The sequence below is a fragment of the Ancylobacter polymorphus genome, assembly GCF_022836935.1.
GTDB lineage: Bacteria > Pseudomonadota > Alphaproteobacteria > Rhizobiales > Xanthobacteraceae > Ancylobacter > Ancylobacter polymorphus_A.
This window is the reverse complement of the sequence record NZ_CP083239.1, coordinates 2603718-2618341: the sequence shown is the minus strand read 5'-3', so window position 1 is coordinate 2618341 and position 14624 is coordinate 2603718. Positions and strand designations below refer to the sequence as shown.

Sequence of the window (14624 nt, the reverse complement as noted above, 5' to 3'; positions counted from 1 at the left end):
GACCAATCTATAATTATTGATTTAAAATCATAAGTGAGCGGAGAGAGACCCCATGAGCGACGTACTCGATCAGGCGCCGCCGGACGCCGCGCCGGCCTCCGAGGCTGCTAAAGCGCCGCGCCCGCTGCCGCTCGCCGGCGTGCGGGTGCTCGATGTCAGTCAGGTGATGGCCGGGCCCTATAGCTGCATGCTGCTGGGCGATCTCGGCGCCGATGTCATCAAGATCGAGCCGCCCGGCACCGGGGACCAGACGCGCGGCGCCATGGGGTTCAAGATGAAGGGCCCGGATTCCATGGGCTTTCTCAACATGAACCGCAACAAGCGCTCCGTCGCCCTCAACCTCAAGAGCGAGGCCGGGCGCGAGGCCTTCTATGAGCTGGTGAAGACCGCCGACATTCTGGTCGAGAACTACCGACCCGGCGTGATGAAGAAGCTGAAATGCGATTACGAGACGGTGCGCGCCTATAATCCCCGCCTCGTCTACGCCTCCATATCCGGCTTCGGCCAGACCGGCCCCTGGGCCGGCCGTCCCGGCTTCGATCTGATGGCGCAGGCCATGTCGGGCGTGATGAGCGTCACCGGCCATCCCGGCGGCCCGCCGGTCAAGGCCGGCGTGCCGGTGGCCGATATCGGCTGCGGCCTGTTCGCCACCTATGCCGTGCTCGGTGCCTATATCGGCGCGAAGAACACCGGCGAGGGCCAGTATATCGACGCCTCGCTGTTCGAGGCGGCGCTGGCCTTCTCCGTCTGGGACATTTCGGAATATTGGGGGCGCGGCACCGAGCCGATCCCGCTCGGCACCGCCAACCGCATGACCGCGCCCTATCAGGCGGTGAAATCGCAGGACGGCTATTTCGTCATGGGGGCCACCAGCCAGAAGCTGTGGCTGCAGCTGTGCGAGACGCTGGCGCGGCCGGATCTGGCCGCCGATCCGCGCTTCGCCACCATCCCCGACCGTCTCGACAATCGCGAGGCGCTGATCGCCGAGCTGGAAAAGACCTTCGTTACCCGGACCTCGGACGAATGGGTCGAGACCCTGCTCGCCGTCGGCATTCCCGCCGGCACCATGTACACCTACCCCCAGGCCTTCGAGAGCGAGCATGGCCGCCACCGCCAGATGCGCATGGAGATCGACCACCCGCATGAGGGCAAGGTGTCGAATATCGGCTTCGCGGTGAAGCTCACCGGCACGCCGCAGCAGGTGCGGCTCCATCCCCCGCTGCTGGGCCAGCATACGGACGAAGTGCTGCGGGAGATCGGCCTCGACGAAGCGGCGGTGGAAAGCCTGACCACGCGCGGAGCCTTCGCCCCATGAGCGCCCCCGACACCGCAAGCCCCTCCCCTGCCGAGGGCCGCGTCCGCTTCTCCTGCGAGGGCGCGGTCGCTCACCTCGTCTTCGACCGACCCACGGCCCGCAACGCCATGAGCTGGCGCATGTATGAGGAGATGGCCCACGTCCTCGCCGCCATCGCGGCCGATCCCGCCATCCGCGTCGCGGTGCTGCGCGGCGCCGGCGGCAAGGCCTTCGTCGCCGGCACCGATATCGAGCAGTTCCGCGGCTTCTCCGGCGAGGACGGCCTCGCCTATGAGGCGAAGGTCGAGCACTATATGCGCCTTCTCGAACAGGTGCCCGTGCCGACCGTCGCGGTGGTGGAAGGCTGGGCGGTCGGCGGCGGCATGGCCATTGCCAATGCCTGCGATTTCCGTCTGGCGACGCCCGGCGCACGCTTCGGCGTGCCCATTGCCCGCACGCTCGGCAATTGCCTGTCGGCGGCAAATCTACGGCGGCTGGTCGCCACGCTCGGGCTTGGCATGGTCCGCCGCATGCTGCTCGCCGCCGAGACCCCGACCGCCGAGGAGATGCCCCCCGGCTATGTCGCGATCCATCCGGCTGAAGAACTCGACGCGGCGGTGGACGCGCTATGCGCGCGCCTCGCGGCCCATGCGCCGCTCACCCTGCGCGTCACCAAGCAGATGCTGGATCGCCTCGCCCATCGGCCCGGTGCCGACGACACCGACCTCGTCCGGGAAATCTATGGCAGCGCCGATTTCCGCGAAGGGGTGGAGTCGTTCCTCGCCAAGCGCCCGGCACAGTGGCGCGGGGCGTAACCCGTTTTCGTCACGTCCCAACTGAAAAAGCCGGCGCCCTGTCCGGGTCGCCGGCTTTCATTTCGGCCGTCAGGCGGTCAGCGGATCGGCGGGGCGTACTGGATGCCGCCGGTGCTCCACAGCTGGTTGATGCCGCGCGGAATGCCGAGCGGCGACTGCGCGCCGACATTGCGCTCGAACACTTCGCCGTAATTGCCGACGCTCTTGACGATGCGCATGGCCCAGTCCTTGGTCAGGCCCAGCTTCTCGCCATAGGCGCCGTCCGAACCGACGAAGCGCCGCACATCCGGCTTGGCGGACTGCGCCGCCTGGTCGAGCGTCACGGTGCTGATGCCGAGTTCCTCCGCGTTCACCAGCGCGTAGAAGCTCCACTTGACGATGTTGAGCCAGTTGTCGTCGCCCTGCCGCACCACGGGGCCGAGCGGCTCCTTGGAGATCACGTCCGGCAGCACGACATAGTCGGCGGGCTTCGGCAGCTTCAGCCGCAGCGCGTAGAGCTGCGACACGTCGGTGGTCAGCACGTCGCATTTGCCGTCGGCATAGGCCTGCACCAACTCGTCGACATTGGGCAGCTGGATCAGCTCCAGCTCCATCTTGTTCTGCTTGAAATAGTCCTGAACGTTGTCGACGCTCGTGGTGCCGGCCTGGGTGCAGACCTTGGAGCCGCCCAGTTCCAGCGCGCCCATCACATTCTTGGCCGCCGGCACCATGAAGCCCTGGCCGTCATAATAGGAGACGGCGGCGAACAGCAGGCCGAGATCGGCCTCGCGCTGCATGGTCCAGGTGGAATTGCGCGAGAGCAGATCGACCTCGCCCTTCTGCAGGGCGGGGAAGCGCGCCTCGGCCGAGAGCGGCACATACTCCACCTTGGCGGGATCGTCGAAGATCGCCGCCGCCACCGCCTTGCAGAAATCGACATCGAAGCCGGACCACTGGCCCTTGTCGTCCTTGGCGGAAAAGCCGGCGAGACCCTGGCTGACGCCGCATTTCAGCGTGCCGCGCGCCTTCACATCCGCCAGCGTGCCCGCCTGCGCGAAGCCGGCTGAGAGCAGAACGCCGGCGGCGGCCAGCGCGGTTGCGATCCTGTTCATTTTTCCCCCAATGTCGATCGAAAGCCGTGCGGCAGGACGGGCTGCGCTCACAGCTCGGGCGCCTGCCGGATGACCACCTTCGTCCCCACCGGGACGCGGTTGTAGAGGTCCTGCACGTCCGAATTGACCAGCCGGAAGCAGCCGGACGAAATCGCCATGCCGATCGTGTTCGGCATGTTGGTGCCGTGGATGCGGTAGACGGTGGAGCCGAGATAGAGCGCGGCGGCGCCCATCGGGTTGCCCGGTCCGCCGGCCATGAAGCGCGGCAGGTAGGGCTGACGCTGGATCATTTCCGGCGGCGGGGTCCAGTCCGGCCATTCCGCCTTGCGGCTCACCTTCTGCAGCCCGGCCCACTGGAAGCCGTCGCGACCGACGCCGATGCCATAGCGCAGCGCCCGGTTGTCGCCGAGCACGAGATAGAGGAAGCGCTCATTGGTGTGGACGATGATCGTCCCCGGCGGCTCATTGGTGCGGAAATATACCGGCTGGCGGCGGAAGGCCGGGTCCAGCTGCTCCTCGTCGGCCGAGGGCACATAGCCGGGCTTTTCCGGCACATCGACGATCTGGTTGCCCATGCCCGCCGCCGGCCGCATCTGCGCCACAGCTGGGCCGAGGGGAAGCGCGAGGGCCAGCGCCAGCGCCGCCCCGATCAGGCCTGCCCCCACATGATGAAGACGCATGTCATTCCCCTCTGAGAACCGGGCGCACGCGCACGCGCGCCACCGAGTCACGGGTCGCTCCCTGGGTCGGGATCGAAAGAGGATTATGACCTAAAGTCAATCACTGTTTGATGAAATCTGCGCCAGCCCTGCCGGCGCAGATCGTGTCGTGAATCGTCCGCGCTCAGCGCAGGTAGCTGCCCACCAGCGCCTCAAGCCGCTCCTGCCGGCCGGAGCGCGGCTGCGGGTCGAGCCCTTCCGCCGCGACGCGGGCGGCGATCGCGTCCAGCGAGCTGTCGGCGGCGAGCATCGCCTTGTTCGCGGGCGCCTCCCAGCCGGCATAGCGTTCATCGACCGCCTTCTGCAGCGCGCCGTCCTCGATCATGTCGGCGGCGATCAGCAGGGCGCGCGCGCACACATCCATGGCAGCCGCATGGGCGATGACGAGGTCTTCCGGCTCGATCGACTGGCGCCGCACCTTGGCGTCGAAATTGGTGCCGCCGGTGGTGTAGCCGCCCGCGCGCAGGATTTCGTACATGGCGAGCGCCGTGTCCTCGACATTGGTCGGGAACTGGTCGGTGTCCCAGCCGGACTGGGCGTCGCCCTTGTTCATGTCGATGGAGCCGAAAATGCCGAGCGCCGCCGCCATGGCGATCTCGTGCTCGAAGCTGTGGCCGGCGAGCGTGGCGTGGTTGGCCTCGATATTGACCTTCACTTCCTTCTCCAGCCCGGCGCGGCAGAGCAGGCCGTAGACGGTGGAGACGTCGAAGTCGTACTGGTGCTTGGTCGGCTCCTGCGGCTTCGGCTCGATGAGGATCGTGCCCTTGAAGCCGATCTTGTGCTTGTGCTCGACCACCAGGTTGAGGAAACGGCCCATCTGGTCGAGTTCGCGCTTGAGATCGGTGTTGAGCAGCGTCTCATAGCCCTCGCGGCCGCCCCACAGCACATAGTTCGCGCCGCCCAGCTCGTGCGTCACTTCCAGCACGTTCTTCACCTGCGCGGCGGAATAGGCGAACACGTCCGGGTCCGGATTGGTCGCCGCGCCCGACATGAAGCGCCGGTTGGAGAACAGGTTCGCCGTGCCCCAGAGCAGCTTGGTCTTCGACGTCTCCATCTTCTTGGCGAAGATGTCGGCGATGGCGCGGACATTGGCGTTCGATTCCGCCAGCGTCTTGCCTTCGGGGGCGATGTCGCGGTCATGGAAGGCGAAGAACGGCACGTCGAGAATGTCGAACAGCTCAAACGCCACATCCGCCTTGGCGCGGGCCAGCGCCAGTTCGTCCGTGCCATGCATCCACGGGCGCAGGAAGGTCTCGCCGCCGAAGGGGTCGCCGCCCGGCCAGGTGAAGCTGTGCCAATAGGCGACGGCGAAGCGCAGATGGTCCTCCATCCGCTTGCCCAGCACCACCCGGTCCTTGTCGTACCAGTGGAAGGCGAGCGGATCCCGGCTCTCGGGCCCCGCATATGTCAGCTTGTCGATGGAGGGGAAGAAGCGGGCGGTCATGAGGTCACTCCCTTGAGCGCGGGGTACAGCGCCTTGTAGAGCGCGTGGCGTTCCGCATAGGCCTGTTGAAGAACGGGATCGGGTTCGATGGTCTCAAGGCGGCGCGGCGGCAGGCAGATCTCCGCCGGGCTTTCGCCGGTGGCCGCCATGCGGGCGAGCCGCGCGGCGCCGAAGGCCCCTCCCCGCTCGCCATCCTCGATCCGGTTGAGCGGAATGCCGAGCACGCTCGCCAGCACCGCGATCCAGAAGCGCGAGCGCGAGCCGCCGCCGATGACATCGGCCTGGGTGAGGCGCGTGCCGGCGGCGGTCAGCGCGTCGAGGCAATCCTTGAAGGCGAAGGACACGCCTTCCAGCACCGCCTGGGTCAGCGCCGCGCGGCCGGTGTCGTGGTCCATGCCGATGAAGGCGGCGCGGATCGCCGTGTCGTTATGCGGGGTGCGCTCGCCGGAGAGATAAGGCAGGAAGGTGGCGCGCGAGGGCGCCTTGGGCGCATCGCCCAGCGGCGCCAGCAGATCGCCCGGCGCCTCCTTCGCCACCTCCGCCCACCAGCCCAGCGCCGAGGCGGCGGAAAGGATCACGCCCATCTGGTGCCAGGTGGCGGGAATGGCGTGGCAGAAGGCGTGGACGCTCGATTGCGGGTTCGGGGCGTAACGGTCCGTCGTCGCCCACAGCACGCCCGACGTGCCGAGCGAGACGAAGGCGTCATTGGCGCCGATGGCCCCGAGCCCGATGGCGCCGGCGGCATTGTCGCCCGCCCCGCCCGCCAGCACCGGCGGCGTCTCCATGCCCCAGCGCGCCGCCAGTTCCGGCTTGATCCGCCCGGCCGCCGCGCTGCCCTCGACAAGGCGCGGCATGTGTTCACGCGAGAGATAGGTGGCGGCGAGCGCCTCGTCCGACCAGTCGCGCCGGCCGACATCGAGCCACAGCGTGCCCGAGGCGTCCGACATCTCCTCCACCATCTCGCCGGTGAGGCGGTAGCCGACATAGGCCTTGGGCAGCAGCACCTTGGCCGTGCGGGCGAACAGGTCCGGCTCATGTGTGCGCACCCACAGGAGCTTGGGCGCGGTGAAGCCGGGGAAGGCGAGATTGCCGGCGATCTGGTGCAGCGCTGGGAAGCGCTCTTCAAGCTCGCGGCATTCGGCGGAGGAGCGCCCGTCATTCCAGAGAATGGCGGGGCGCAGCACCTTGCCGAAAGCGTCGAGCAACACCGCGCCGTGCATCTGGCCGGAGAGACCGATGCCGCGCACGGCGGCGAGCGCCGCCGGCTGTTCCGCCTTCAGCTTGTCGATGCTGGAGAGCGTCGCCTGCCACCAGTCCTCCGGGTTCTGTTCGCTGAAACCCGGCTGCGGACGCGAGATCGCCAGCGGCGTCTCCGCCGTCGCGAGGACGTTCTGCCCATCATCGACGAGCACCGCCTTGATGGCGGAGGTTCCAATATCGAGGCCGAGATACATGCCTCACACCCTTTCGGCACAACGGAGAAGGAAGGTCACGGCAGGTTGTCCCGCACGAAGATGTCGATGCGGATGCGCTCCTGCTCGTTCAGCAGCGGCTCGCCGGCGCAATGCGCCAGCAGCACCCGGGCGGCCGAGCGCGACTGGTGGCCGGCATCCTGGTTGATCACCGCGTCCATCACCCCGCGCAGCAGGAAGCGGCGCGTGTCGTCGGTGAGGTCGTGGCCGATGAAGATGAGGTCGCCGGCGCGGTTGGCGGCGGAAACCGCCGCGGCGATGCCGCGATTGCCGGCGCCGACATTGTAGACGCCGATCAGGTCCGGCACCTCGCGCAGCATCTGCGAGACGATGGCCTCGTTGCGCTCGTCCTCGTCGAGGCTCTCGCGCACCGGCAGCACCTTCAGCGCCGTGTATTCGCCCGCCATCACCTGGGTGAAGCCGAACTGCCGTTCGGCGTGGTCGCGCAGGGCCGGCGTGCCGACGATGAGGCCAATGGAGCCGCGCCGCCCGCGGGCGAAGCGACCGAGCAGGGTGGCGGCAGTGCGGCCGGCGGCGATGTTGTCGATGCCGACATAATGCAGGCGGTGCGAGGACGGCACGTCCGACACCAGCGTCACCACGGCAATGCCGGAGGCCGCGAGGTCGTCGATCGCCGCCCGCACGCGCGGATGGTCGAGGGCGACCACCGCCACCCCGTCATAATGGCCGATCAACCCCTCAAGCGCCGTCGCCAGCGTTTCCGGCGCGAACACGTCGACCCGAAGCGTGTCGATATAGGCGTTGTTGGCGGCCAGCCACGTCGCGGTGTTGGACACCTGCTCCCCGAGCATGCGCATGAACACATTGGCGCCGGCCGGCAGCACGAAGCAGAAACGGTAGGTTTCCCCCCGCGCCAGCCGGGCAGCGGCGAGGTTCGGACGGTAGCCGAGGCGGGCCACCGCCTGCTTCACCCGCTCCGCCGTGATGCCGCGCACCCCCGCGCGGCCATTGAGCACGCGGTCGGCGGTGGCCAGCGACACGCCGGCCTCCCGGGCGACATCTTGCAGGGTTATGCGCGAAACACCTCTGGACATGGCATCATGTTGCCCTCAAAATCTGAGGTACGCAACTCAGGCTGTGGATCGCCGCTTTAGACCAAAGATCGACAAGCGCCCGGCATCACGATTTGTTACCTTGACCATCAGCACCTCGCTGAGCGAGGTGAAACCCTACCGCCGGCGTCCGCGCCGGCCAACCACTTGACGGCGATCGGATCTCAATGAGGTTCGAACGTCAGGATAACGACCGCGGCAGGCATCGCCCCTTCGGGGCGGCACGCCCAGCCACCGGCACCCGCCTGTCGCACCCCTTTGGGAGGAAGAGATGAATCTGAAACTGACGATTTCCGCCATGGCCCTCACCACGGTTCTGGCGATGGGCGCTGCCCATGCCCAGCAGCCCGTGGTCGGCGTGAGCTGGTCGAACTTCCAGGAAGAGCGCTGGAAGACCGACGAGACCGCGATCAAGAAGGCGCTCGACGCCGCCGGCGCCAAGTACATCTCGGCCGATGCGCAGTCCTCCGCCGCCAAGCAGCTCTCCGATGTCGAGGCGCTGATCGCCCAGGGCGCCACCGCCCTCATCATTCTGGCGCAGGATGCCGACGCCATCGCCCCCGCCATCACCAAGGCGCAGAACGAGGGCATCCCGGTGGTCGGCTATGACCGGCTGATCGAGAATCCCTATGCCTACTACATCACCTTCGACAACAAGGAAGTCGGCCGCCTGCAGGCCGCCGAGGTGATGAAGGTGAAGCCCAAGGGCAATTACATCTTCATCAAGGGCTCGGCCTCCGATCCCAATGCCGACTTCCTGTTCTCCGGCCAGATGGAAGTGCTCAAGCCCTCCATCGACAAGGGCGACATCAAGAATGTCGGCGAGGCGTATACGGATAGCTGGCTTCCCGCCAATGCCCAGCGCAACACCGAGCAGATGCTGACCGCCAACAACAACAAGGTCGACGCCGTGGTCGCCTCCAATGACGGCACCGCCGGCGGCGCCATCGCCGCGCTCGCCGCCCAGGGCCTCGCCGGCTCGGTGCCGGTGTCCGGCCAGGACGCCGATTTCGCCGCGCTGAACCGCATCGCGCTCGGCACCCAGACCGTGTCGGTGTGGAAGGATTCGCGCGAGCTCGGCAAGCGCGCCGCCGAAATCGCCATCGACCTCGCCAAGGGCACCGATCCCAAGGCGGTGAAGGGCACCACCACCTTCACCGGCGGCCCGAAGGGCGTGGCGATGAACTCCACCTTCCTCAAGCCCGTTCCGATCACCAAGGACAATCTCGACGTGATCATCGACGCCGGCTGGGTGCCGAAGGCGACGGTCTGCCAGGGCGTGAAGCCCGGCACGGTGAAGGCCTGCAACTGATCCGGCAGCCGCCGGTCCGGTAACGATCCGCGCGGCGGGGGCTCACCCCGCCGCTGCGCAGGCGTCACCGCACCCAGCGCGCGGCGGGGAGAGAACGCTCATGACAGACACCACCACCACGACGCCGGCCCCCGCCTCGCGGGCCTCCGGCTCTGCCCCCGCCGCCGCGCCCACCAGCTTCATCGGCGCGCTGGAAATCGATGTCCGCTTCCTCGGCATGCTCGGCGCCCTCGCCGTCATCTGGGTGGTGTTCGATTTCCTCGCCGGCGGCACGTTCCTCACCGCCCGCAATCTCTGGAACCTCTCGGTCCAGAGTTCCTCCATCGCCGTCATGTCCACCGGCATGGTGCTGGTGATCGTGATGCGCCACATCGACCTGTCGGTGGGCTCCATCCTCGGCGTCACCGGCATGATCATGGCGGTGTTCCAGGTCAATTACCTGCTGCCGACCTTCGGCTTCAACCACCCCGCGGTGATCGTCCTCACCCTCGCCGCCGGCATCGGCATCGGCGCCGCCATCGGCGCGCTGCACGGCTTCGTCATCGCCTATCTCGGCGTGCCGGCCTTCATCGTCACGCTGGGCGGCCTGCTCGTGTGGCGCGGCGCCGCCTGGGCGGTGGCCGAGGGCAAGACGATCCCGCTGGTCGACGACAATTTCAAGCTGCTCGGCGGCGGTGCCAATGGCTCGGTCGGCGAGATGTGGAGCTGGGTGATCGCCGTCATCGCCTGCCTCGCCATCGCCTTCGCCGCGGTGCAGGCGCGCCGCCAGCGCCAGCGCTTCCACTTCCCGCTGAAGCCCGTCTGGGCCGAGTTCACGCTCGTCATTTCCGGCTGCCTCGCCGTGATCGCGGCCACGCTGGTGGTCAACGCTTACACGCTCCCACCCGCGCTCGCCCGCCGCTATGCCGAGGCCGCCGGCCTCACCGTGCCGCCGGAGGGCCTGTCGATCAGCTTCGGCTACGCCATTCCCGTGCTGGTGGCCGTCGCGGTCGGCATCGTCATGACCTTTGTGACCACCCGCACCCGCTTCGGCCGCTATGTCTTCGCCATTGGCGGCAATCCGGAGGCGGCGGAACTCGCCGGCATCAACACCAAGCGGGTGACGCTCGCCGTGTTCGCGCTGATGGGCGCGCTCGCCGCCATCGGCGCCGCCATCTCCACCGCACGCCTCAACTCGGCGACCAATGCGCAGGGCACGCTGGACGAACTCTACGTCATCGCCGCGGCGGTCATCGGCGGCACCTCGCTCGCCGGCGGCTCCGGCACCATCGTCGGCGCCATGGTCGGCGCGCTGGTCATGCAGAGCCTACAGTCGGGCATGGTGCTGATGCGCGTCGACACGCCCTATCAGAACATCGTGGTCGGCATCGTGCTGGTCGTCGCCGTGTGGATCGACACGGTCTATCGCAAGCGGATCAAGTGAGGAGCGCGACCATGAACGCTGTCACGTCGCCCGTCGCCAATCCTGGCGCCTCCCGCATGACCGGCACCCCTGCCGTCGACATGCGCGACATCTGCATCTCCTTCGGCGGCATCCGCGCCGTCGACGGGGTGTCCGTCGATCTCTATCCCGGCGAGGTCGTCGGTCTGCTCGGCCATAACGGCGCCGGCAAGTCGACGCTGATCAAGATCCTCGCCGGCGCCTATCGCCCGGATGCCGGCGAAATCCGCATCAATGGCGAGAAGGCCGATATCGGCAATCCGCGCGATGCCAAGCGCTACGGCATCGAGACCATCTACCAGACCCTCGCCCTCGCCGATAATGTCGACGCCGCCGCCAATCTCTTCCTCGGCCGCGAGCTGATGACCCCCTGGGGCACGCTCGACGACGTGGCCATGGAGGCGGCGACGCGCGAGGTGATGGGCCGGCTCAACCCGAACTTCCGCAAGTTCAAAGAGCCGGTGCGCGGCCTCTCCGGCGGCCAGCGCCAGTCGGTGGCGATCGCCCGCGCCATCCACTTCAACGCCAAGATCCTGATCATGGACGAGCCCACCGCCGCGCTCGGCCCGCAGGAAACGGCGCAGGTGGCCGAGCTGATCAAGCAGCTCAAGGCCGAGGGCATCGCCATCTTCCTCATCAGCCACGACATTCACGACGTGTTCGACCTCGCGGACCGGGTGAGCGTGATGAAGAACGGCAAGTTGGTGGGCACCGCCCGCACCTCGGACGTGACCAAGGACGAGGTGCTCGGCATGATCATCCTCGGCAAGAGCCCGCCTGGCGCGCTGGCCGGCCCGGGCGCCGCCGCCGACTGATCGTCCCGACGCGGGGGCTGGGGAGCGGCGGCGTGCCGCTGTTCCGGCCCCTCCCCACCTGTGCTATGAGGCGGGCAAGGGAGCACGCCGTGTCCGCAACCGACGCCACCGCCAAGGCCATCCGCCCCGCCGATGCGCCGCTGCGCCGGCTGGCTCTGGTGCTGGCTGTCGCCTATGTGCTGGTGTTGCAGGCGCTTCTCGGCGGCATGGCGAGCGGCGCCCATGCAGCCGGCTTCCTCACCGTCGACGCCTTCGGCCAGACGCTCTGCCTCAACAGACATGGCGTCCCCGACGCGCCGGGCGAATCCGGGCGCCATACACCCGATTGCTGCCTCACCGGCTGTCAGAGCGCCCCCGCGAGCGCCCTGCCGCCGCCGGTGGCGACCACGCCCGTTCTCACGGCCAGTCCTGCGCAGGCCCGCACGCTGGCGCCGCGCACCGCGCGCCTCGCCTTTCTCCCCGAGCGCTCGCCCCGCCATACACGGGCCCCTCCCGCCGCCTGACGCCGGAACACCGCTTTCGATCGTCATCAATGCGCCGGCCATGTGCGCGGAATGCGCCTGCCGGCAGCCCGGGAGACCTCACATGATCACCACCGTTCTGCGCCGCGCCCTTCGCCGCACCGAGGACCGCGTCGGCTTCGCCACCCTCGCCGCCGCGCTCGGCCTGCTCGTCATGCAGCCCGCCTTCGCCCATGAGTACAAGATCGGCAGTCTCGAAATCGAGCACCCCTGGGCGCGCATGACCCCGGCCGGCGCCAAGGTCGGCGGCGGCTACCTCACCATCGAGAATGAGGGCAAAGAGGCCGACCGCCTCGTCTCCGCCACCGCCGAGGTGGCCGGGCGCGTGGAAATCCACGAAATGGCCGTCAAGGACGGCGTCATGACCATGCGCATGCTTGCCGACGGGCTGGAAATCCCGGCCGGCGGCGAAGCCAAGCTGGCGCCCGGCGGCTTTCACCTGATGTTCATGGATCTGAAGCAGCCGCTGAAGGAAGGCGAGAGCTTCAAGGGCACGCTCACCTTCGCCAAGGCCGGCACGGTGAACGTCTCGTTCAAGATCGAGGGCATGGCCGGGCCGAAGGGTTCGGAAGCCGCCGGTCAGGATGGGCACAGCCACCAGCACGGCACCCCCGCCAACTGATCCTCATCAGCGGACCGCCCGCCGCGCGCCTTGAGGCCGGCCCTCCCCTGTGAGGGCCGGGGCTCGGCGCGTGCGTGGCGTGCCCTTTTCCGGAACCTCTCCGATGAACACCACGACTCTGTCTGCCGACCGCACGCTCGGCGCCGAGGAGCGCTCGGCCAATCTCTACCGCGCCGTCTGGCGCTGGCATTTCTATGCCGGCCTGCTGGTGCTGCCCTTCATGATCCTGCTGGCGGTGACCGGCGGGCTCTATCTCTTCCGCGAGGAGATCGACAATGTCTGGCACCACCAGCTCAAGGTCGTCGAGGCCCGCGCCACGCCTGTGGAGGCCCCCAGCGCCTGGATCGACGCGGCGCTCAAGGCCCGCCCCGGCACGGCGCTGAAGATCATCTCGCCGGTCGACGCCACCGCTTCGGCCGAGGTGGTGATCAAGACCCCCGAGGGCGCCCGCCGCTCGGTCTATGTCGACCCCTACGATTCGCGCGTCCTCGGCGAATTGAAGGATCGCGGCACCATCATGTGGCTGATGCGCCGGCTGCACAGCCTGGCCGAGTTCGGCCCCATCGCCAACGGCATCATCGAGATCGTCGGCGGCTGGTCGATCCTGCTGGTCGCCACGGGCTTCTATCTCTGGTGGCCGCGCAAGCAGGCCGGCGGCGTGGTGAGCGTGCGCGGCACGCCGGGCAAGCGCATCTTCTGGCGCGATGTTCACGCCGTCACCGGCGCCTTCGCCGGCGTGCTCATCGCCTTCATGTCGCTGTCGGGCATGCCGTGGTCGGTGTTCTGGGGCGACAAGGTCAATGAGTGGGCCAACAGCTCCAATTACGGCTACCCCTCCGGCCTCTACGTCAACGTGCCGATGTCGGACGAGCACCTCGCCCACGCCAACGGCCCCACCACCTGGTCGCTGGAACAGGCGAAGATGCCGGAATCGACCCCGGCTCCCGGCGCGCCCATCGGCATCGACAAGGCGGCGGCGATCGTGAACGGTCTCGGCGTCTCGCCAGGCTACACGCTGAGCCTGCCAGGCGGTCCCACCGGCGTCTATTCCGCCACGGTCTATCCCGACGACCTGTCCAAGCAGCGCGTCGTCCATCTCGACCAGTACACCGGCAAGCCGCTGATCGACTTCTCCTATGCCGATTACGGCCCGGCGGCGAAGGCGATGGAATGGGGCATCAACTTCCATATGGGCCAGGAATTCGGGCTGGCGAACCAGCTGTTCCTGCTCGCCTTGTGCCTCGCCATCATTCTGATGGCGGTGTCGGCCGGGGTGATGTGGTGGAAGCGCCGGCCGGCCGGTTCGCTCGGCGTGCCGCCCGCGCCCACCAGCGCCGGGGTGATGTGGGGGCTGATCGCCATCATGGCCGTGGTCGGGGTCATTTTCCCGCTGGTCGGCGCCTCGCTGGTGGTGATGGTGGCGCTCGACCTCGTCTTCGCCCGCCGTCGCCCGAAGCTGCGCACCGCCTGAGCGGGTTCCAGCCGCGCGCCTCTTCCCCTAACATTGCGCGGGGCAAGGGGCGCGCATGGCCGGAACGAAGACGACGACCGCCGACACGGAAGGCGCGGATGCGGGAACGCCGCGTCCGCGCGACGGGCTGTTCATCCGCGTCTATTTCGGCGATGGGCGCCATCTCGGCCCCGGCATGATCGAACTTCTGGAAGCGATCCGCCACGAGCGCTCGATTCTCTCCGCTGCCCGCCGGCTCGGCATGAGCTATCGCCGCGCCTGGCTGTTGGTGGACGAGATCGGCCGCAATTTCCGCCAGCCCGTGGTCGAAACCCATCCCGGCCGGCGCGGCCATGGCACTGATCTAACCGCCTTCGGCGAAAGGCTGATCGCGCTTTATCGCGAGGTCGAGCGCGCCAGCGCCGCCGCCAGCCGGGACGCGGTGGACGAACTGCGCGCCGCGCTGGCGCCGCAGGACGAAGAGGCGGGCAAAGACGGGTAGCGGGGAACCCGCGAGCGCCCGGCCCGTTGTCCCACCGGCGGGCGTTCCGCCCT

14 protein-coding genes are annotated in these 14624 nt (G+C 68.1%); 9 read left to right on the top strand and 5 right to left on the bottom strand.

The features are described 5' to 3' along the window. Window positions 1–52 precede the first annotated feature (52 nt). Together K9D25_RS12335 and K9D25_RS12330 are read left to right on the top strand one after the other, a co-directional pair. Window positions 53–1315 (top strand): CaiB/BaiF CoA transferase family protein, encoded by a 1263-nt coding sequence (locus K9D25_RS12335; RefSeq protein WP_244375541.1) that lies wholly within the window; start codon window positions 53–55, stop codon window positions 1313–1315. Then, entirely contained in the window at window positions 1312–2109 is a 798-nt protein-coding gene (locus tag K9D25_RS12330) for an enoyl-CoA hydratase/isomerase family protein (protein WP_244375539.1), read from the top strand. The genes K9D25_RS12335 and K9D25_RS12330 overlap by 4 nt, the downstream gene beginning before the upstream one ends. Before the next feature lie 77 nt (window positions 2110–2186). Here K9D25_RS12330 and K9D25_RS12325 read toward each other — a convergent pair whose 3' ends face one another. The 5 genes from K9D25_RS12325 to K9D25_RS12305 all read right to left on the bottom strand — a co-directional run bounded on the left by K9D25_RS12325 (window position 2187) and on the right by K9D25_RS12305 (window position 7890). Then, a complete protein-coding gene (locus tag K9D25_RS12325) occupies window positions 2187–3200 on the bottom strand; it encodes an amino acid ABC transporter substrate-binding protein (RefSeq protein WP_244375537.1) in 1014 nt (337 codons plus the stop codon). Between the two features lie 47 nt (window positions 3201–3247). Continuing rightward, entirely contained in the window at window positions 3248–3880 is a 633-nt protein-coding gene (locus K9D25_RS12320; protein ID WP_244375535.1) for a L,D-transpeptidase, read from the bottom strand. 163 nt (window positions 3881–4043) lie between these two features. Further along, on the bottom strand, window positions 4044–5363 hold the full coding sequence (xylA, locus tag K9D25_RS12315) for a xylose isomerase (protein ID WP_244375533.1): 1320 nt from the start codon (window positions 5361–5363) through the stop codon (window positions 4044–4046). Continuing rightward, the gene (gene xylB / locus K9D25_RS12310; protein WP_244375532.1) at window positions 5360–6817 is read right to left on the bottom strand and encodes a xylulokinase; all 1458 of its coding nucleotides are present in this window, start codon (window positions 6815–6817) and stop codon (window positions 5360–5362) included. Before xylB ends, xylA begins: the two co-directional genes overlap by 4 nt. A 35-nt stretch (window positions 6818–6852) precedes the next feature. Continuing rightward, window positions 6853–7890 (bottom strand): LacI family DNA-binding transcriptional regulator, encoded by a 1038-nt coding sequence (locus tag K9D25_RS12305; RefSeq protein ID WP_244375530.1) that lies wholly within the window; start codon window positions 7888–7890, stop codon window positions 6853–6855. A gap of 316 nt (window positions 7891–8206) precedes the next feature. Between K9D25_RS12305 and xylF the strand changes: the two genes are divergently transcribed. From xylF to K9D25_RS12270, 7 genes are all read left to right on the top strand, one after another. After that, window positions 8207–9220: a D-xylose ABC transporter substrate-binding protein gene (xylF, locus tag K9D25_RS12300; RefSeq protein WP_244450862.1), complete on the top strand. Its 1014-nt coding sequence runs from the start codon at window positions 8207–8209 to the stop codon at window positions 9218–9220. Between the two features lie 100 nt (window positions 9221–9320). Continuing rightward, entirely contained in the window at window positions 9321–10643 is a 1323-nt protein-coding gene (locus tag K9D25_RS12295) for a sugar ABC transporter permease (RefSeq protein ID WP_244375528.1), read from the top strand. An 11-nt stretch (window positions 10644–10654) separates the two neighbouring features. Then, the gene (locus K9D25_RS12290) at window positions 10655–11476 is read left to right on the top strand and encodes an ATP-binding cassette domain-containing protein (RefSeq protein ID WP_370874115.1); all 822 of its coding nucleotides are present in this window, start codon (window positions 10655–10657) and stop codon (window positions 11474–11476) included. A gap of 89 nt (window positions 11477–11565) precedes the next feature. Beyond that, window positions 11566–11979: a hypothetical protein gene (locus tag K9D25_RS12285; protein WP_244375526.1), complete on the top strand. Its 414-nt coding sequence runs from the start codon at window positions 11566–11568 to the stop codon at window positions 11977–11979. 82 nt (window positions 11980–12061) lie between these two features. After that, the gene (locus tag K9D25_RS12280) at window positions 12062–12619 is read left to right on the top strand and encodes a copper chaperone PCu(A)C (RefSeq protein ID WP_244375524.1); all 558 of its coding nucleotides are present in this window, start codon (window positions 12062–12064) and stop codon (window positions 12617–12619) included. A gap of 103 nt (window positions 12620–12722) precedes the next feature. Beyond that, entirely contained in the window at window positions 12723–14090 is a 1368-nt protein-coding gene (locus K9D25_RS12275) for a PepSY-associated TM helix domain-containing protein (RefSeq protein ID WP_244375522.1), read from the top strand. 55 nt (window positions 14091–14145) lie between these two features. Further along, window positions 14146–14571 carry a winged helix-turn-helix domain-containing protein gene (locus tag K9D25_RS12270; RefSeq protein WP_244375520.1) on the top strand — a complete coding sequence of 142 codons (426 nt, stop codon included), beginning with the start codon at window positions 14146–14148 and terminating at the stop codon, window positions 14569–14571. Window positions 14572–14624 lie beyond the last annotated feature (53 nt).